Annotated in this window: 18 protein-coding genes; 11 read left to right on the top strand and 7 right to left on the bottom strand. The window is 64.1% G+C overall.

What is annotated here, in order from left to right; translation table 11 throughout:
- Nucleotides 1-121: 121 nt before the first annotated feature.
- From purQ to IVB46_RS03920, 3 genes are all read left to right on the top strand, one after another.
- Nucleotides 122-823 carry a phosphoribosylformylglycinamidine synthase subunit PurQ gene (purQ, locus tag IVB46_RS03930; RefSeq protein ID WP_135215410.1) on the top strand — a complete coding sequence of 234 codons (702 nt, stop codon included), beginning with the start codon at nt 122-124 and terminating at the stop codon, nt 821-823.
- Nucleotides 820-1,806 (top strand): tripartite tricarboxylate transporter substrate binding protein BugD, encoded by a 987-nt coding sequence (locus IVB46_RS03925; protein WP_063982361.1) that lies wholly within the window; start codon nt 820-822, stop codon nt 1,804-1,806. Before purQ ends, IVB46_RS03925 begins: the two co-directional genes overlap by 4 nt.
- Before the next feature lie 212 nt (nt 1,807-2,018).
- Nucleotides 2,019-2,756, top strand: a complete 738-nt coding sequence (locus tag IVB46_RS03920; protein ID WP_063982362.1) for a tetratricopeptide repeat protein — start codon at nt 2,019-2,021, stop codon at nt 2,754-2,756.
- Nucleotides 2,757-2,811: 55 nt separating this feature from the next.
- On the opposite strand, the gene IVB46_RS03915 is transcribed toward IVB46_RS03920, so the two are convergent.
- Nucleotides 2,812-3,783, bottom strand: a complete 972-nt coding sequence (locus IVB46_RS03915) for a DMT family transporter (RefSeq protein ID WP_247309330.1) — start codon at nt 3,781-3,783, stop codon at nt 2,812-2,814.
- A gap of 75 nt (nt 3,784-3,858) precedes the next feature.
- Entirely contained in the window at nt 3,859-4,338 is a 480-nt protein-coding gene (locus IVB46_RS03910) for a PaaI family thioesterase (protein WP_028147494.1), read from the bottom strand.
- Between the two features lie 185 nt (nt 4,339-4,523).
- On the opposite strand from IVB46_RS03910, the gene purL reads away from it, so the two are divergent.
- On the top strand, nt 4,524-6,734 hold the full coding sequence (gene purL / locus IVB46_RS03905) for a phosphoribosylformylglycinamidine synthase subunit PurL (RefSeq protein WP_247309331.1): 2,211 nt from the start codon (nt 4,524-4,526) through the stop codon (nt 6,732-6,734).
- A gap of 121 nt (nt 6,735-6,855) precedes the next feature.
- Here purL and IVB46_RS03900 read toward each other — a convergent pair whose 3' ends face one another.
- On the bottom strand, nt 6,856-8,043 hold the full coding sequence (locus IVB46_RS03900; RefSeq protein WP_247309334.1) for an acyltransferase: 1,188 nt from the start codon (nt 8,041-8,043) through the stop codon (nt 6,856-6,858).
- 180 nt (nt 8,044-8,223) lie between these two features.
- Here IVB46_RS03900 and IVB46_RS03895 point away from each other — a divergent pair, with 180 nt between their 5' ends.
- On the top strand, nt 8,224-8,397 hold the full coding sequence (locus IVB46_RS03895) for a DUF1328 domain-containing protein (RefSeq protein ID WP_028158427.1): 174 nt from the start codon (nt 8,224-8,226) through the stop codon (nt 8,395-8,397).
- 36 nt (nt 8,398-8,433) lie between these two features.
- On the opposite strand, the gene IVB46_RS03890 is transcribed toward IVB46_RS03895, so the two are convergent.
- Both IVB46_RS03890 and IVB46_RS03885 read right to left on the bottom strand, forming a co-directional pair.
- On the bottom strand, nt 8,434-9,537 hold the full coding sequence (locus IVB46_RS03890) for an alpha/beta hydrolase (protein WP_247309336.1): 1,104 nt from the start codon (nt 9,535-9,537) through the stop codon (nt 8,434-8,436).
- A gap of 58 nt (nt 9,538-9,595) precedes the next feature.
- Nucleotides 9,596-9,955, bottom strand: coding sequence for a DUF427 domain-containing protein (locus tag IVB46_RS03885; protein WP_014494138.1), 360 nt, complete (start codon nt 9,953-9,955; stop codon nt 9,596-9,598).
- Nucleotides 9,956-10,134: 179 nt separating this feature from the next.
- Here IVB46_RS03885 and IVB46_RS03880 point away from each other — a divergent pair, with 179 nt between their 5' ends.
- Both IVB46_RS03880 and IVB46_RS03875 read left to right on the top strand, forming a co-directional pair.
- Nucleotides 10,135-10,371: a BolA family transcriptional regulator gene (locus IVB46_RS03880; protein WP_028147489.1), complete on the top strand. Its 237-nt coding sequence runs from the start codon at nt 10,135-10,137 to the stop codon at nt 10,369-10,371.
- Nucleotides 10,372-10,397: 26 nt separating this feature from the next.
- The gene (locus tag IVB46_RS03875; protein ID WP_247309606.1) at nt 10,398-11,591 is read left to right on the top strand and encodes a low temperature requirement protein A; all 1,194 of its coding nucleotides are present in this window, start codon (nt 10,398-10,400) and stop codon (nt 11,589-11,591) included.
- A 212-nt stretch (nt 11,592-11,803) separates the two neighbouring features.
- On the opposite strand, the gene egtD is transcribed toward IVB46_RS03875, so the two are convergent.
- Nucleotides 11,804-12,775 carry an L-histidine N(alpha)-methyltransferase gene (gene egtD, locus IVB46_RS03870; RefSeq protein ID WP_247309338.1) on the bottom strand — a complete coding sequence of 324 codons (972 nt, stop codon included), beginning with the start codon at nt 12,773-12,775 and terminating at the stop codon, nt 11,804-11,806.
- Nucleotides 12,776-12,825: 50 nt separating this feature from the next.
- Entirely contained in the window at nt 12,826-14,124 is a 1,299-nt protein-coding gene (gene egtB, locus IVB46_RS03865) for an ergothioneine biosynthesis protein EgtB (RefSeq protein ID WP_247309340.1), read from the bottom strand.
- Nucleotides 14,125-14,375: 251 nt separating this feature from the next.
- On the opposite strand from egtB, the gene grxD reads away from it, so the two are divergent.
- From grxD to IVB46_RS03845, 4 genes are read left to right on the top strand one after another with little or no spacing between them, the layout of a single operon-like run.
- Nucleotides 14,376-14,702: a Grx4 family monothiol glutaredoxin gene (grxD, locus tag IVB46_RS03860; protein ID WP_085404302.1), complete on the top strand. Its 327-nt coding sequence runs from the start codon at nt 14,376-14,378 to the stop codon at nt 14,700-14,702.
- A 3-nt stretch (nt 14,703-14,705) separates the two neighbouring features.
- Nucleotides 14,706-15,257 carry an O-acetyl-ADP-ribose deacetylase gene (locus tag IVB46_RS03855; RefSeq protein WP_247309343.1) on the top strand — a complete coding sequence of 184 codons (552 nt, stop codon included), beginning with the start codon at nt 14,706-14,708 and terminating at the stop codon, nt 15,255-15,257.
- A gap of 46 nt (nt 15,258-15,303) precedes the next feature.
- A complete protein-coding gene (locus IVB46_RS03850; protein WP_166091259.1) occupies nt 15,304-16,590 on the top strand; it encodes a serine hydrolase domain-containing protein in 1,287 nt (428 codons plus the stop codon).
- A 1-nt stretch (nt 16,591) separates the two neighbouring features.
- Nucleotides 16,592-17,854: a serine hydrolase domain-containing protein gene (locus IVB46_RS03845; RefSeq protein WP_247309345.1), complete on the top strand. Its 1,263-nt coding sequence runs from the start codon at nt 16,592-16,594 to the stop codon at nt 17,852-17,854.
- Nucleotides 17,855-17,933: the final 79 nt, after the last annotated feature.

Genomic DNA, 17,933 nt, shown 5'->3' with positions numbered 1-17,933 from the left:
CTGTGTACAAGGCCGCCCGGCAAGGCTAGCACTGGTAAAATCCCCGTCAAATGGCTATGTCTCTTCACGATTTTGGCCCTCTTTGGCCAGCCCGATTCCCATCACCGTCGGAACCCGAACAATGAAAGCCGCCATCCTCGTCTTTCCCGGAATCAACCGCGAGCGCGACATGGCGCGCGCATTGAGGCTGATCTCCGGCAGCGAGCCCGCGATGGTCTGGCACGCCGAGACGTCGCTGCCCGCGGGCACCGACCTCGTCGTGGTGCCCGGCGGCTTCTCCTACGGCGACTATCTGCGCTGCGGCGCGATTGCGGCGCGTTCGCCGGTGATGGACGCGGTGCGCGACTATGCGGCCAAGGGCGGTCTCGTGCTCGGCGTCTGCAATGGTTTTCAGATCCTCTGCGAGTCCGGCCTGCTGCCCGGCGTCCTGATGCGCAACGCACGGCTGAAATTCATCTGTCACGACGTGCATCTGCGCGTCGAGCGTTCCGACACGCCGTTCACCCGCGGCTACAATGCGGGCCAGGTGATCCGCGTGCCGGTGGCACATGGCGAGGGCAATTACGAGGCGGACGAAGAGACCATCAAGCGGCTCGAAGGCGAGGGGCGGGTGCTCTATCGCTACTGCTCGGCCGACGGCGTGGTTGACGAGGCCCATAACATCAACGGCGCGGCGCAATCCATCGCCGGAATCGTCAACGACAGGGGCAACGTGCTCGGCATGATGCCGCACCCGGAGAACCACGTCGAAGACATCATGGGCTGCACCGATGGCCGCGGCCTGTTCGCCGGCCTCACTGCCCATCTGGAAAAGGCCGCGTGATCGCGTTCGTAGGGAAGCGGGCTCTCGCCGCGATCGCGGCGCTGTCGCTCGCGACATTTTCGCTCGCGACCGCCGCCTTCGCGCAGGATTTCCCCAAGCGCCCGATCACGATGATCGTGCCGTTCGCGGCCGGCGGCACGTCGGACGTGATCGCGCGCACGGTCGCCGAGCAGATGGGCATCGCACTCGGCCAGACCATCGTGATCGAGAACGTCGCCGGCGCCGGCGGCTCGACCGCACTGGCGCGCGCCTCCCGCGCCGAGCCTGACGGCTACACCATCGCGATCGGCAATGCCGGCACCAATGCCGCGACCTACACGATCTATCCAAAACTGCCGTTCACGCCTGAATCCTTCGTGCCGATCGCCATGGTCGCGAAGACGTTCGGTATCATCGCGCTGCGCAAGGATTTCCCGGCGAAGGACCTGAAGGAGTTCGTCGCCTACGCCAAGGCCAACCCGGGCAAGATCAATCTCGGCCATGCCGGCGTCGGCTCGTCGAACTACCTCATCTGCAAGAGTTTTGTCACGGCCGCCGGCATCGACGCGACGCTGGTCGGCTATCGCGGCGCATCGCCCGCGCTGACGGATGCGATCGGCAGCCAGATCGACGGCGTCTGCGATGCTGCGGCCTCCGTCTCGCAGTCGATCAACGAGAAGCTGGTGAGGGGCCTCGTGGTCGGCTCGACCGTGCGGCTGGCCACGCTGCCCGATCTGCCGACGTCTGCCGAGGCGGGCCTGCCCGACTTCGAGGCGCAGGGCTGGAATGGCCTGTTCGCACCCAAGGGCACGCCGCAGGCCGTCATCGCCAAGTTGAATGCCGCCGCGCGCACGGCTGTCGAGACCGACGCGGTGAAGAAGCGTTTTGCCGACCTGTCGACCGTTGCGCCTGATGACAACGAGCATACGCCCGAGCTGCTCCAGCAACTCGTGACGCGCGACGTCGAGAAATACCGGAAGATGCTGGCGGACGACGCCAAGTAGCAGCCGCCCAAGGCACAGCAAGTCATGGCGGTTTTGGGCTTGCTGTCTCATGAACCTCAATCGCGTTTGAGACGACTGACTCCTCGTCGCCATCAAGGCGCGCGCGTCCGGGGTCGCTGATTTCCGCGCGGATGGAAGCAACTCAAAGTTGTTTCGCCGCGCGAGTTGCGATATCGGGAAGCGTGCGCTGTCGTTGTGCTCCCGGATGTCACATGCCCGTCGCTTTGGTCGTTCTGCTGCTCGATATCACACTGATTTACCACGCGTCGCGAACCGGGCGGTTGCAGCCCTGGGCCTTCATCATCCTGATGGTGCCGCTGATCGGCGCGCTCGCCTACATCGCGGTCGAGCTCGTTCCTGAATGGTTTTCCAGCCCCGGTGCGCGACAGGCGCGTCAGCGCGTTGCCAATCGGCTCGATCCGGAGAAGCGCTATCGCGAGCTGTGCGACCGGCTGGCGGCCACCGACACCATCGCCAACCGTGCGGCGCTGGCCGAGGAATGCGCAAAGGTCGGCCGCTTCAGCGAGGCCGAGCAGCATTACGGTCACATCCTGAGCCTGCCGATGGGGCACGACCCCGCTTATGCCTTCGGCAAGGCGCAGGCCGAGTTTTCCGCCAAGCGTCCGGCCGATGCGCTGGCGACGCTGGACGATCTTCAGAAGCAATGGCCGGACTTCGATTCCGCCGACGCGCATCTGCTCTACGCCCGCGCGCTCGCCGAGGTCGGCCGGCTCGACGAGGCGCTGGAGGAATATCACGCCGTCGCCGGCTATTTCCCCGGCGCCGAGGCGCGGGTGCGCTACGGCATGCTGCTCCAGATGGTCGGCCGCAGCGCCGAGGCGCGCGTGGTCTTCAACGAGCTCCTGATCCAGATGCGGCGCGCGCCCAAATATCTGCGCGACGCCCAGGCCGATTGGCTCTCGATCGCCGAGAAGCAGATTTCGACCTGAGCGGTCTTATTGTTTGAGCATGATCTTATCGGAAAACTGCTGCGCACTTTCCGGATCATGCCTTGCGCAGCTTCAGCCGTTCCGCCGGCACCGTCATCGCGGCGACGCCGGCCATGACCAGCAGAAGTCCCAGCGCGAGGTTCGACGGCACGCTCTCGCCGAGCAGCAGCACGGACAATCCGACGCCGATCGGAATGCGCAGATAGCCTTGTGCGTTCGTGGTCAGCGTGCCGAGCCGGCCGAGGCAGACGTAGAACAGCATCAATCCCAGCGCGCTGGAGACGATGCCCATGACGATGGTGGCGACGATCGCCGTCGGCGTCGGGTGCAGCGTCCAGGGCTGGTCGATGATCAGCGCGGGCGGCAGCAGCACGAGGCCGCCGAACAGCAGCGAGCCGGTCGCCACCACCATCGGATCGTATTCGGAGAGCCGCAGGCCAAAGATCGTCGCGCAGGCAAAGGAGATGGTGGCGAGCAGGATCGCGATCTCCGCCACGATCTCGCTGCCGAAGCCGCGCAGCGCGTCGAGACCGACGATGGCGATGGTGCCGGCGAGACCCAGGATCGCGCCCGCGAGCTTCAAAAGCGTTGCCGGCTCGTGCCGTGTGATCAGCGACGTGATCAGGAAGGCGAAAATCGGCGTCGTCGAGGCCAGCACCACCGTGTTCGAGGCCGGTACATATTGTTGCGACCAGGTGATGATCAGGAACGGGAAGGTCGAATTGATCAGCTGCTGGGTCGCAAACAGCTTCCAGGCCTTCACGTCGGTCGGCAGCTTGACGCCGCGCATCCACAGGATGGCAAACAGGAAGGCGAACGCGATCAGCGAGCGCGCCGAGATGAAGGTGATGGGCGGGATCGTGGGAAGCGCGAGCTTGGCCAGCGGATAGGTCGAGCTCCAGCAGCAGGCGAGCGCGAACAGCAGCGCATAGTCGCGCCAGTTGCGGGCGCCGACGGCGGTCATGGATGGCAATGGCGCTGACGCGGAGGGCGTTGTGTGGCCCGATCCGGATGTGCTCTGCGGCACCTTGTTCTTGCTCCCCCGCGCAAAAGCGCTTTCAACAAGTCTGGGCGAGGGGGCGCGAAAAGGGAAGGCGTCGAGCTATGCGTTTGGCTGGAGTGCCGGCTTCCGCTTCACCCGCTTGATCGTGCCGGAGAAGGTGAACAGCGGCCGCCCGGCCGAGGTCAGCTTGCCCCGCAGGAAGATCAGCGAACCGCCGGCGCGGGACACTTCGCCGACGCATTCGACCAGCTCGCCCTCGCGGGCTGCGTCGAGGAAGTCGCAGGCGAAATTCGTCGTCACGGCCGGGCCATCCAGCTCGTGGGTGGCGATCGCGAACAGGCAATAGTCGGCGAACGCCATGAAGCAGCCGCCATGGACGTTTCCGGAGCCGTTGAGGTGCTTTTTCTCGACCCGGAAGGCCGAGCGGACGCTGCCGTCGTCTTCGATTTTGTGCCAGAACGGGCCGATATGGCTCTCAAAACTGTCGCGAATCCAGGTCCGCCAGCCCGTGAACTCGCCATCGGTGGCGACGTGCAGGTCCGGGCGGCGGGTGGAGGGGACTTTGGTCAATTCGTGCAAGGAAATGGGCCTTCAATTACGGGTCTTTAGTCCTTAAATCCGATCCGTCAGCGCCTTGCAATTCCCGTTCCCGCCGACCGCCTGCCCGCAAAACGTGGGACAGCGGGAAAATGGGCCATAAAGGGCTTTTCGTAGGCCCCCGATCTTCCTAAGAACGGCAAAACGCCGCCGAAAGCCCCGAATCCATGAAGAACGAACCCAAGATCACCCCCGAACTGGTTGCCGCCCACGGGCTCAAGCCCGACGAGTACGAGCGCATCCTGAAGCTGATCGGGCGGGAGCCGACCTTCACAGAGCTCGGCATCTTCTCGGCGATGTGGAACGAGCACTGCTCGTACAAATCCTCGCGCATCCATCTGCGCGGCCTGCCGACCAAGGCACCCTGGGTGATCCAGGGCCCCGGCGAGAATGCCGGCGTGATCGACATCGGCGACGGCCAGGCCGTGGTCTTCAAGATGGAGAGCCACAACCACCCGAGCTACATCGAGCCCTACCAGGGTGCGACCACCGGCGTCGGTGGCATTCTGCGCGACGTCTTCACCATGGGCGCGCGGCCCATCGCCTGCCTCAATGCGCTGAGCTTCGGCGCGCCCGAGCATGCCAGGACCCGGCATCTCGTCTCCGGCGTAGTGGCCGGCGTCGGCGGCTATGGCAATTCCTTCGGCGTGCCGACGGTCGGCGGCCAGGTGCGCTTTCACACCCGCTATGACGGCAACATCCTCGTCAACGCAATGGCGGTCGGCCTCGCCGATGCCGACAAGATCTTCTATGCGGCCGCCTCCGGCGTGAACATGCCGATCGTCTATCTCGGCTCCAAGACCGGCCGCGATGGCATTCACGGTGCCTCGATGGCCTCGGCGGAGTTCGACGACAAGTCCGAGGAGAAGCGCCCGACCGTGCAGGTCGGCGATCCCTTCGCCGAAAAACTGCTGCTCGAGGCCTGCCTCGAGATTATGGAGAAGGGCTGCGTCATCGCGATCCAGGACATGGGCGCGGCGGGCCTGACCTGCTCGGCGGTCGAGATGGGCGCCAAGGGCGACCTCGGCGTCGACCTCGATCTCGACGCGGTGCCGACGCGCGAGACCGGCATGAGCGCCTACGAGATGATGCTCTCGGAAAGCCAGGAGCGCATGCTCATGGTGCTCAAGCCCGAGAAGGAAAAGGAAGCCGAGGCCATCTTCAAGAAGTGGGGCCTCGACTTTGCGGTCGTCGGCTACACCACGCCGAGCAAGCGTTTCGTCGTTAAGCATGGCGGCGACGTCATGGCCGACCTGCCGATCAAGGAGCTCGGTGACGAGGCGCCGCTCTACGACCGTCCGCACGTTCCCTCCGCCGCGCTGCCTGTGGTGCACGCGCGCGAGGTGCCGGCGCCGATGGGCGTCGGTGCCGCGCTGGAGAAACTGATCGGCACGCCCGACATGTGCAGCAAGCGCTGGGTCTGGGAGCAATACGACCACGTCATCCTCGGCAACACCTTGCAGCGTCCCGGCGGCGACGCCGCCGTGGTGCGCGTGCAGGACGGGCCGAAGGGTCTGGCGCTGACCGTCGACGTCACGCCGCGCTATTGCGAAGCTGACCCGTTCGAGGGCGGCAAGCAGGCGGTGGCGGAAGCCTGGCGCAACATCACCGCGGTCGGCGGCAAGCCGCTCGCGATCACCGATAATCTCAATTTCGGCAATCCTGAACGGCCCGAGATCATGGGCCAGTTTGTCGGCTGCCTGAAGGGCATCTCGGAAGCCTGCCGCACGCTGGACTTCCCGGTCGTGTCCGGCAACGTCTCGCTCTACAACGAGACCAACGGCCGCGCGATCCTGCCGACGCCCTCGATCGGCGGCGTCGGCCTGCTCGACGATTTCACCAAGTCCGCTTCGCTGGCCTTCAAGGCCGAGGGCGAGGCGATCCTCCTGGTCGGCGAAACCCACGGCTGGCTCGGCCAGTCGGTCTACCTGCGCGACATCTGCGGTCGCGAGGAGGGCGCGCCGCCGCCGGTCGACCTCGCGGCCGAAAAGCGCAACGGCGATTGCGTGCGCGGCATGATCCATGCGGGCACCGCGACCGCGGTGCACGATCTCTCCGACGGTGGCCTCCTGATCGCGCTCGCCGAAATGGCAATGGCCAGCGGCATCGGCGCAAAACTGCTGGCGGCGCCGACGTCGCTCGTCTCGCAGGCCTATTGGTTCGGCGAGGACCAGGCGCGCTATCTCGTCACCGTGCCGGAAGCGGAAGCCGGCCGCGTGCTGGCCAAGATGCGCGGCTGCGAGGTGCCCTGCGTGCGCATCGGCACCACCGGCGGCGATGCGATCGCGATCGCGGGCGAGGCGCCAGTGTCGATCGATAGCCTGCGGAAATCGTTCGAGCGCTGGCTGCCGGAGTATATGAGCGGGAAGGCGGCGTAAGGCGCCGCCACACACTCCGTCCTTGCGAGGAGCAAAGCGGCGAAGCAATCCAGACTGTCTCCGCGGAGAGACTCTGGATTGCTTCGCTACGCTCGCAATGACGGGTGGAGAGGCCTTGGCCTCACAACACGTGTGACGCGCCCGGAATCTTCCGCAACATTGCCGTCAGTCCCCAGCTCAGCAACACTGTGAGCACGAATCCGATCGCGGCCTTGAAGATCGCAGGCCACGAATAGTCGTAAAGCACATACTGGATCCACAGCGCGATCGGGTAGTGCACCAGGAACATGCCGTAGGCGTCCGCCTGCATGCGGTCGAGCAGGTTCGGCCCCGGCGACTTCTGGTGCAGGAAGAAGGCGAGGATCGCGAGCAGGATCGCGGCCGAGAACAGCACGACGAAGGTGCCGTAGATCGCCTGATACCAGTCCGGCAGCACGTTGGGATTCCCGAGGATTGCGCGCTTGATGTAGATCATGCACCACATCAGGCAGTAGGGCACCAGCGTGGCGATCACCCACATCCATCGGTTCTTCGGCAACTGGCCCTCGGCGCTGAGGATGCCGCGATCGAAGTTGGCGGCACCGACGCTGACGCCAATGAAGAAATAGGCGAAGTAGAGCAGGACGCGGCTCGCCTGCACCGAAAACGGTCCGAACTCGAACCATTTGTTGGCCCCGAAATGGACCAGCGCGGGCACGTAGACGACGGCGGTGACGACGGCGAGCAGCAGCCAGAACACGGCCGGCTGGTCAAATCCGCGCACCGAAACGCGGTTGACCGGATCGACCAGGTGGGTTGAGACCCGGTAGAGCAGGCTCGCGGTCAGGTCGAACGCCAGCAGCACCCACACGAACCAGATCGGCCCGCTCGGCCACGGCCCGACGGTGATCGTCTTCCACCAGAACGAAGCGAAGGTCAGCTCGGGATCGTGCCGCAGCGCGATCGCGTAATAGGCGATCGGGATGACCGTGAAGGCCGCGATCGCGAACGGCAGCCCGAGCCGCAACAGGCGGTCGCGCAGGAAAACCTGTGGCGCCTTGCGCGCGATGCCGGACCACGTGAACAGTCCCGACAGGAAGAAGAACATCGCCATGAAGAAGCTGTCGGTGCAGAGCACGACGACGTCGAAGCCGATCCAGGACGCCGGGTCGGTGTGACCGAAATAGGTGTAGGGAATGACGGCGTGGTGCAGCAGCACCACCAGCGTGAGGAAGGTGCGGGTCCGATCGAGCGACAGATTGCGCGTCTTGGCTTTCGGCGCGGCGTGCGCCTCCGCGCCGATCGTCGCGGAATGTGACATCGTCATCATGGTCGCCCCGATTGCGCTCCTGCCCTGGCTGGACTGTGCCGCCGGGAACCGGATTCAGCAAGCGCAGTTTGTGCCGCGCCTTTCCCGCGGAGCGCCCTCAGGAACCAGTTCCGTGCAGCGAAGTTAGCGTTCGCGAATGGGTTGAGGGCCGCACGTGCGGCATTTTAGTCGGAGTTGGTTATGACGATCCTGAAATGGGCGCTGATCTTTCTCCTGGTCTCGATCGTGGCCGGCGTGCTCGGCTTCACCGGCCTCTCGGCCGCCTCGGCCGATGTCGCTCGCTTCCTGTTCTATATCTTCGTCGTGATCTTCCTGGTGCTGCTGATACTGGGGCTCACGATCTTCAGGGCGTAGCCGGGCTGCCGAATCGGAGGGCCGGCGCGCCGGCCCTCAATTGCCTGCGAATGGCATGACGCGGGCCATCAGCTCGGCCAGGAATTCATCAGGACGATCGAACGGAATGAAATGATCGCCGCCGCGAACCCACACAAACTCCTTATGCGGGGCCGTGATCTCCTTGAAATATTGCTCGGCGGGCTCGCCCGGCGTCACGCCGTCCGCGTCGCCCTCAATGAAGAACATGGGGATCGAAGATCTGAATCCCATCGAGGCCATGTCGCTCTGAAACATCGGCCCGTTCCGTCCGGTCAGATATTTGGCCGAGAAGGCGACGCCCTTGCGCCAGTTGTACAAGTCGAGCAGCGACACATCCGGCATGAAGAGCGGCGGGATGGGGCCGGCGAGCTGGAAGCCACCGGCGGGCGGCAGACCCAGCGCGTTGCTCCATTTGTCCGCAATCAGGCGATTTTCCGGGGTGAGGGTCGGCTGTGAAGCGATCGGCGCCAATTCCGCCATGGCTTCGGGATTGTTGGCGGATGCCGCAAGCCGTTGCAGGCGCGCGATCGTGAGCTCGAATGCCTTCTCGAAGGTCGTCCTGCCAACCACCTGACCCGTGCCGACATAGGCCGAGAACAGATCCGGGCGTTGCTTCACCATGTGAATTCCCAGGAACGAGCCCCACGAATGCCCGACCAGGACGATCCTGTCCTTGTGCAGATGCGTGCGCAGATGCTCGGCCAGCTCGACGCCATCCTGCGTCATGCGCTCCAGTGTCATGGTTGGCGCCAGCGTGTCTCCGGCGGCGCCATACGTGCGGCCGGTGCCGCGCTGGTCCCATTGCACGATGGTGAAGTGCTTCTCCCAGGGGCGCCAACCCGACGACATTGGCCAGCTGGAGCCTCCGGGCCCGCCGTGGACGAACAGGAGGACCGGGTTATCCCGATCCTCGCCGCGGATTTGAATCCATTGCTTGATTCCGCCGATGTCGACGAACCCTCCCTCCTGCACGCCCTTTGGTGAGCGGATCGCGAGGGTTTCGGCAGCAAGATGCTGGCGATAGGCGCGAAAACCCAGTCCGGCGGCGGCCACCACGATGAGGATACCGGCCACGCCCAGCAACGAGACCCCAATCAGTCTTGCGGCTTTGCGCGGCATCTTGAGCCTTGTGTCGACTGAGAGGAAGCGACCTGCGATCGCCCCCGGCGCGATGAGCCTACCCCACTTCCTCGATCTTCACCTTGTCCGGATAGAAGGCGAGATGGCCGGAAATCTCCGTCATCGCGGGGAAGGGCGTCTCGTAGGTCCAGATCGCGTTGTCGAGCGTCTTGCCGTCGGCCTTGACGCTGTAATAGCTCGCGTCCCCTTTGTAGGGGCAATGGGTGACGCGGTCGGTGCGCTCCAGCAGCGCCATGTTGGCGTCCTCCCGCGGCACATATTGCACCGCCGGATATTTCGCCTCCTTCAAGATCAGTGCCTTGCTGGTCTCGGCGATCACGATGTCGCCGGCCGTGACGCGGACGCGTCGGGGATTTTGGGTAATGGTGATGGGGTGGTCGGGCCCTGGAAGCTTCATGATTTCACGCCTTTTCGATCAATCTTGCGCGCGCGGCACTTTGTCGTGCCTTTATCCGGATGGGATCAGGGATATAGTGCCGGAATGCGTGACGTAGAAGGCCGTTCACGCTAAGTTTGGCCCTGCCGGTCCGGGGACCCCGGCAAGCGATTCGAAGCCGAGACAGGAGCAAGACCCGAATGCCCATGGACGCCCACGATATCGAGGCGATGATCAAGGCAGCGATCCCCGATGCCGAGGTGACGATCCGTGACCTCGCCGGCGATGGCGACCACTATGCCGCGACCGTGATCTCGGAATCCTTCCGCGGCAAGTCCCGCGTCCAGCAGCACCAGATCGTCTATCAGTCCCTGCAAGGCCAGATGGGCGGCGTGCTGCATGCGCTGGCGCTGCAAACCGGGGTACCGGGGGCCTGATCTGATCGCGTGACGGGGGGATGACGATGGCTGCGGACAATCCTCGCGGCGCGATGTTTCGCGTCATCGCTCCGAACCAGCACAGCCGCGTCACCAATGCCGAGCTGTTCTTCGACCTCGTCTTCGTCTTCGCCGTCACGCAGGTCTCGCACACGCTGCTGCACCATTTCACCCCGCTCGGCGCGGTGCACGTCACGGTGCTGTTCCTCGCGGTGTGGTGGGTGTGGGTCTACACCGCCTGGGTCACCAACTGGCTCAATCCCGAGCTGACCCCGGTCCGCATCCTGATCTTCCTGATGATGCTGGGCGGCCTCGTGCTGTCGACGACGATCCCGACCGCGTTCGAGGGGCGGGGCCTGTGGTTTGCGATCGCCTACGCGACCATGCAGGTCGGACGCACCGCCTTCTGGCTGTTCGCGACGCCGCGCCATCGAACGGCCGTCCGGCACAACGCGATCCGCATTCTGGTCTGGCTCTCTGGCTCCGCGATCTTCTGGATCCTCGGCGGTCTCGCCCATGACGAGGCGCGGCTGTGGTTCTGGATCGCGGCGCTCGCGATCGAATACGTCTCGCCCGCGGTGCGCTTCTGGATCCCGAAGCTCGGCTTCTCGTCGGTGGAGGCCTGGGCCGTCGAGGGCGGCCACATGGCCGAGCGCTGCGCCGGCTTCATCATCATCGCACTCGGTGAAGCCGTCGTCGTCAACGGCGCCACCTTTGCCGAACTGGACTGGACCGCGGACAACATCCTGGCCTTCGTCTCGGCGCTGGCCGGGGCCATCGCGATGTGGTGGGTCTATTTCCACAAGGGCGCGGAGGCCGGCTCCGAGCGGCTCTCGAAATCCACCGAATCCGGCCGGCTGGCACGGATGGCCTATACCTATCTGCACATGCCGATCGTCGCTGGCATCATCCTGACCGCGGTGTCGGACGAGCTGGTGCTGAAGCATCCGACCGGCCATTCCGACATCAGGACCATCGTGAGCACGGTCGGTGGTCCCTTGGTGTTCCTGGTCGGCACCATCCTGTTCAAGCACGCGATCCGCGGCTTCCTCCAGCTCTCCCACGGCATCGGCATCATCCTGCTACTGGTGCTGTGGTGGTTCGCCGCCGATCTCTCGCCGCTCTGGCTGTCGGTCGCGTCGACCGTGATCATGATCGTGGTCGCAGTGTGGGAGTCGATGTCGCTGGGGTCGAAGCCGGAGGAGGCAGAGGCGCATTGAGCTCCGGCCGCACATGTCCTCGTAGAGCTGTCTGAGCGCACGCCTCGTCCTTCGAGACGACCGCTTCGCGGTCTCCTCAGGATGAGGCTAATCGGCATAGGCGCCCGTTGAAACTGTTGCCGCGCGCTCCGTCCTCATCCTGAGGAGCCCGCCGAAGGCGGGCGTCTCGAAGGATGCGCCGCAGGAAAACGCTCTCAGATTCAACGGAGCAATTACTCCGCCGCCTCCAGCGCGTGCACCGAAAACATCTTCGCCGCGTCCGTCCAGCTTTCGCGCACCTGCCAGCCCGCGCCCTGCGCCAGCGCAGCAAAACGCTCGAGGCTGTACTTGTAGCTGTTCTCGGTGTGGATGCTCTCGCCGGGGCGGAACGAGAAGCTGGTGCCCAGCAGGCGCACGGTCTGGCTCTTCTTGCTGATGAGATGCATCTCGATCCGGTGCCGCTCGCGGTTGTAGATCGCGCGATGGGTGAAGGCGGACAGATCGAAATTGCCGCCGAGCTCGCGGTTGATGCGCACGAGCACATTGAGGTTGAAGCGGGCGGTGACGCCGGCGGCATCGTTGTAGGCGTCGTGGAGGACGCGCTCTTCCTTCTCGAGGTCGGCGCCGATGATCATCTGCGCGCCCTTGCCCAGGATCTTGCGCGCGCTCTTGAGGAAGGCCTGGGCCTCATGCGGCTCGAAATTTCCGATGGTCGAGCCGGGGAAGAAGCCGACCTTGGGCATCGATGCGACAACCTTGGGCAACTCGAACGGCGTGGTGAAGTCGGCCGCCACCGGATAGATGCCGAGCGTCGGGAAGTCTCGCTTCAGGCCGTTGGCCTGCGCCTTCAGGAAGTCGCCGGAGATGTCGACGGGCACATAGGCCGCGAACTTGCAGTGATCGAGCAGCAGGCGGACTTTTGTGGTTGCTCCGGCGCCGAACTCGACCAGCGCCGCATGCTGCGGAATGATCTTCGCGATCTCGCTGCCGCGCTCCTTCAGGATCGCAAGCTCGGTGCGCGTCGGGTAATATTCCGGCAGGCGCGTGATTGCCTCGAACAGCTCCGAGCCAGTCGCGTCGTAGAAATATTTCGGCGACAGCTTTTTCGGCTGCTGCGAGAGGTCCTCGATGGCCTCGCGGGCGAAAGCGGTGGTCTGCTCGTCGGGGAGATGGGCTTCGGCCAAAGCGCTGGCGTGCACATTCATGATACTCTCCTGAACGCGCTGTCCGGCGCGCATTTATCGTCGGATGAAAACTAGACGTAATCGGCGAGCCGCAGTCCGGTGAACTGCCAGCGATGGTGCGGATAGAAGAAATTGCGATAGGTAATACGGCTGTGGCCCTCGGGAGTTGCAAGCGAGGAGCCGCGCAGCACCAGTTGGTTGATCATGAACTTGCCGTTGTACTCCCCGAGCGCGCCTTCGATGGCGCGGTAGCCGGGGTAGGGCGAATATGAAGACCGCGTCCACTGCCAGACAATGCCGAAGGCGTCGTTGAGCTGGCCGGCACGCGCAGCAACCTCCCATTCCATCTCGGTGGGCAGATGCTTTCCGGCCCAGCGCGCAAACGCATCGGCCTCGTAATAGCTGACGTGGCAGACCGGCGCGTCCGGATCGACCGGCTTGAGACCGGCGAGCGTCATCATGTGCCACTGGCCGTCGATCTCGCGCCAATGACCGGGGGCGTCCCAGCCTTCGTTGTTGACGGTGGCAAAGCCGTCCATCAGCCACAGCGTTGCGGTCCGGTAGCCGCCGTCGCGCATGAAGGCGAGCCATTCGCCATTGGTGACGAGATTGCGTGCGACCCTGACCGGACCGACGAGGGCGCGATGCGCCGGCTTCTCGTTGTCGAAATGAAAACTGTCGGCGACATGACCGACCGTGTGGATACCCTCGTTCAGCGTCAGCCAACCCTCATCCGCGCGTGTCGAAGCCGGGAAGCGCCAGTCCGGATCATAGGCCGGCGGGATCGGGTTCTGCGCGAAGGCATGCAGGATGTCGGTGACCATCAATTCCTGATGCTGCTGCTCGTGATTGAGCCCGACCTCGACCAGCGGTGCGATCTCGCGAAGCTTGTCCGCGCCAACCTCGCGAAAGAATTCGACGACGGCCGCATCGACATATGCTCGATAGGCGCCGACCTGATCGGCGCTGGGACGGGTGATGTCGCCGCGGTGATTGCGGGAATGACGCGGGCCGGCGCTGACGTAATAGGAATTGAACAGGAAAGCGAAATCAGGGTGGAAGGGCCGGTAGCCGGGACAGTGCTCGCCGAGCAGGAATTGCTCCCAGAACCAGGTGGTATGGGCCCGATGCCATTTCGTGGGGCTCGCATCCGGCATGGATTGAATCTGCTGGTCTTCAGGCGACAGCGGCGCGGCCCGGCGCTCGGTCTCGTTGCGGACGGCGAGAAACGCCTCTTCCAGCCCCTGGGCGAGGCCGCGCGGGTCGGCCGACGGTGACGAAAGCGGCGGGGTGGCCGTAGCGGAGGCTTGTTTCGTCACGTTTTTCTCCAGACAGGACAAGAGAACGTTGTTGGCGTTGCCCGGTTCCAAAACCTGGGTTCGTCCTAGATAGGGGCTCCGTTACGGTATGAAAGTCCTCCCCGGCGATGATATTCGTGGCATCATGCAATGGGGCCGGCGTGGCCTGGACCCGCCGCCCAGGGGGTGTTCAAGGGGTGTTCGCCGCCATTTTACTTTGGATGCACAACGGTTTGGGCTACATATATAGGCAGGTATCGGGTTAAATCGGCTGAGCCGGCCCGGAGTGATTGTTGAGGGCTCCGCCCCAGAAGGACACGGATATGAGCATCGCGGAATTCATCGCCAACGAAGTCAAGTCGAACGACGTGGTTCTGTTCATGAAGGGAACGCCGCAGTTTCCGCAGTGCGGTTTCTCCGGCCAGGTCGTCCAGATCCTCGACCATATCGGCGTTGGCTATAAGGGCCTCAACGTCCTCGAATCCGCCGAACTGCGCAACGGCATCAAGGACTACTCGAACTGGCCGACCATTCCGCAGCTCTATGTGAAGGGCGAGTTCGTCGGCGGATGCGACATCGTCCGCGAGATGTTCCAGGCCGGCGAACTGCAGCAGCTGCTCTCCGAGAAGGGCGTCGCCGTCGCGGCCTGACACGTGACCCAGCTGACGCGCCGCATCGGCGGCGCCGAGCTTGAGGTTATCGTAGCTGACATCACGACACTCGGCGTTGACGCCATCGTCAACGCCGCAAATTCGTCTCTCCTGGGCGGAGGCGGCGTTGATGGCGCAATCCACGACGCTGCCGGGCCCGAGCTTCTGGCCGAGTGCCGGACGCTCGGGGGATGTCCGACCGGCGATGCCAAGATCACGAAGGGCTATCGTCTGCCCGCGCGACATGTGATCCACGCAGTCGGTCCCGTCTGGCACGGCGGCAGCCGCGGCGAGGCGGATTCGCTGCGTTCCTGTTATCGCCGTTCGCTTGAGCTCTCCCAGGCCAATAGACTGAACTCTCTCGCTTTCTCTGCGATCTCGACCGGGGTATATCGCTTTCCGGCCGACCAGGCCGCGAAGATTGCGGTCCACACGACCATTGAAGCCCTGCCGGCCGCGCCGCTGGTCGCCCGCGTCATATTCTGTTGTTTCTCGGAGACAAGCGCCGCGCTCCACACGGACGTTCTGGCGCGGTACGGCAGCCCTTGTGCCTGATGACGTGGTCAGTACACTCCGCTCGGCCACCTTCCGGGGAGGGGATATGAATTCACATTTCGGACTGCGTGCGTTGATTTGCGGCGCACTGGTGTCGCTGGGTGCGATGTCGCTCGCGCGCGCCGAAGGCACCTACGAGATTCCGGCCGGCGCGCATTTCAATCAGGACAAGCTCGCCAAGGTCAGCGAGTTCTTCAAGAACGAGGTCGCGACCGGCAAGATCGCCGGCGCGACAGTGCTGATCAAGCAGCACGGCAAGCCCGTCTTCCGCGAAGCCTTCGGCGTGCAGGACGTGGTGAGCAAGGCGCCGATCACGGACCAGACCATCTTCCGCCTGTTCTCGATGAGCAAGGCGATCACCTCCGTCGTTGCGGTGCAGTTGATCGAGGACGGCAAGATCAAGCTCGACGATCCCGTCTCGAAATACATTCCGTCCTTCGCCAATGTGAAGGTCGGCGTCGAGAAGAAGGCCGACGACGGCACCAAGTCGCTCGAACTCGTGCCGCTGAGCCGGCCGATGACGGTGAAGGATCTGATGACGCACACGTCTGGCGTCACCTATGGCTTCTACGGCGACAGCCTGGTCCGCAAGGCCTATCGCGACGCCAAGATCTACGACGGCGATTTCGATCTCGCCGAGTTCGCCGAGCGCATCGCAAAACTGCCGCTGCACAACCAGCCGGGCGCGCTGTGGCAATACGGCCATTCCACCGACATTCTGGCGCGAGTCATGGAGGTCGCAACCGGCAAGCCGCTGCTCGAGATCGAGCGGGAGAAGCTGCTCGATCCGCTCGGCATGGTCGACACCGGCTTCTTCGTCACCGCGCCCGAGAAGCAGAAGCTTCTGGCGCAGCCGGTGCCGAATGACGCCGATTTTCGTGTCGGCCGGATCAATGATCCGACGGTTGTCAAAAAAATTCAATTCGCCAGCGGCGGCATGGTTACGACCATGGCGGACTATGAGCGCTTTGCGCAGATGCTGCTCAATGGCGGCAGCCTCGACGGCAAGACCATCCTCAAGCCCGAGACGTTCAAGCTGATGGTGACCGACCAGGTCGGCCCGACCTCGGGGGTCAGTCGCGACTATTTCTATTTCCCCGGCGACGGGTTCGGCTTCGGCCTCGGCCTTGCGGTCCGCACCGATCCCGGCAACGCCAAGCCACCGCCGCCCGGCGATCTCGGGGAATTGAAGTGGGACGGCGCCTCCGGTTGCTATTTCGTCATCGACCCCAAGCAGGACATGTTCTTCGTGCTGCTGGAACAGACCCCGACCGAGCGCCAGCGCGTGCAGCGGACATTGAAGCAGTTGGTTTATGAAGCGATGGAGAAGTGACATGTTCGGGCGCCGCGCGCTGATCGCGGCGCTCGTTCTTTTGTTCGGTGCAGGTGGTGCGCAGGCGGGCTCCGAGGGGCGCGCCCACACTTTCTCGCCAGAAGGTCTGGCAAAGGTTTCCGACTACATCAGGAGCGAGGTCGCAGCCGGCACCTTTCCGGGCGCGATCCTGCTGCTCCAGCAGCACGGCAAGTCGGTCTATTACGAGAATTTCGGCGTCCGCGATGTCGCCACCGAGATCTCGATGAGCGCGGACACGATCTTCCGGCTCTATTCGATGTCGAAGCCGGTCACGACAGTCATGGCGATGATGCTGGTCGAGCAGGGCAAGCTCTCGCTCGATGATCCTGTCGCAAAGTACATTCCGGCCTTTGGCGCGATGAAGGTCGGTGTCGAGACGAAGGCCGAGGACGGCAAGGTTGCGCTGGCCCTGGAGCCGCTCAGTCGCCCCGTGACGATCAAGGATTTGATGCGCCACACTGCCGGGCTGCCCTACGGCTATTATGGCGGGGGCTTGGTGAACAAGCTCTATGCCGACGCCGGTCTCTTCGACAACAAGGCTTTGACCAACGCCGAACTCGTCGCGAAGATCACCACGCTTCCGCTCGCGGAACAGCCCGGCACGAACTGGGACTATGGCCACTCCACGGACGTGCTCGGCCGCATCGTCGAGGTCATATCGGGGAAATCGCTGTTCGGGTTCGAGAAGGAGCGGCTGCTCGATCCGCTCGGGATGACGGACACTGCATACTATGTCGCCGATCCTGCCAAGTGGCCGCGCATCGCCGAGCCGATGCCGCAGGATCGCGCGATTAGCCCGATGACGCAGATCCGCGATCCCAGGAAACCGCTGAGGTGGGAGTCGGGCGGCGGCGGCCTTGTCGGTACGGTCGGTGACTACGCGCGCTTCTCGCAGATGCTGCTCAACGGCGGCAGTTATGAAGGCCGGCGCTATCTCAAGCCCGAGACCATCGCGCTGATGGCGTCGGATCATATCGGCCCCGGGACGAAGATCGCGCGCGATCAGAATTACTATCCGGGCGGAAGCTCCGGCTTCGGCCTCGGTTTCGCGGTGCGCACCTCGGTGCCATCAGGGACATCGTGGCCGCTTGGCGAATATCGCTGGGACGGCGTCGGCGGCACCTTCTTCTTCATCGATCCCGAAGACGATCTGTTCGGGATCTTCATGGTGCAGACCCCGTCGCAGCGCGGCCGGATTCAATTGGCGCTGAAGACGCTGATCTATCAGGCGATGGGGCGGTAGCTGGCCGCCTTCGTAGCCCGGATGGAGCCAACGGGTCGGCGCGAAGCGCCGCCCGATGACAGGCTCTGCGCAATCCGGG

It is taken from the genome of Bradyrhizobium sp. 61, assembly GCF_023073075.1.
Classification (GTDB): Bacteria; Pseudomonadota; Alphaproteobacteria; order Rhizobiales; family Xanthobacteraceae; genus Bradyrhizobium; species Bradyrhizobium barranii.
Note: the sequence above shows the minus strand (reverse complement) of the source record. Positions and strands in the feature narration are given on the sequence as shown.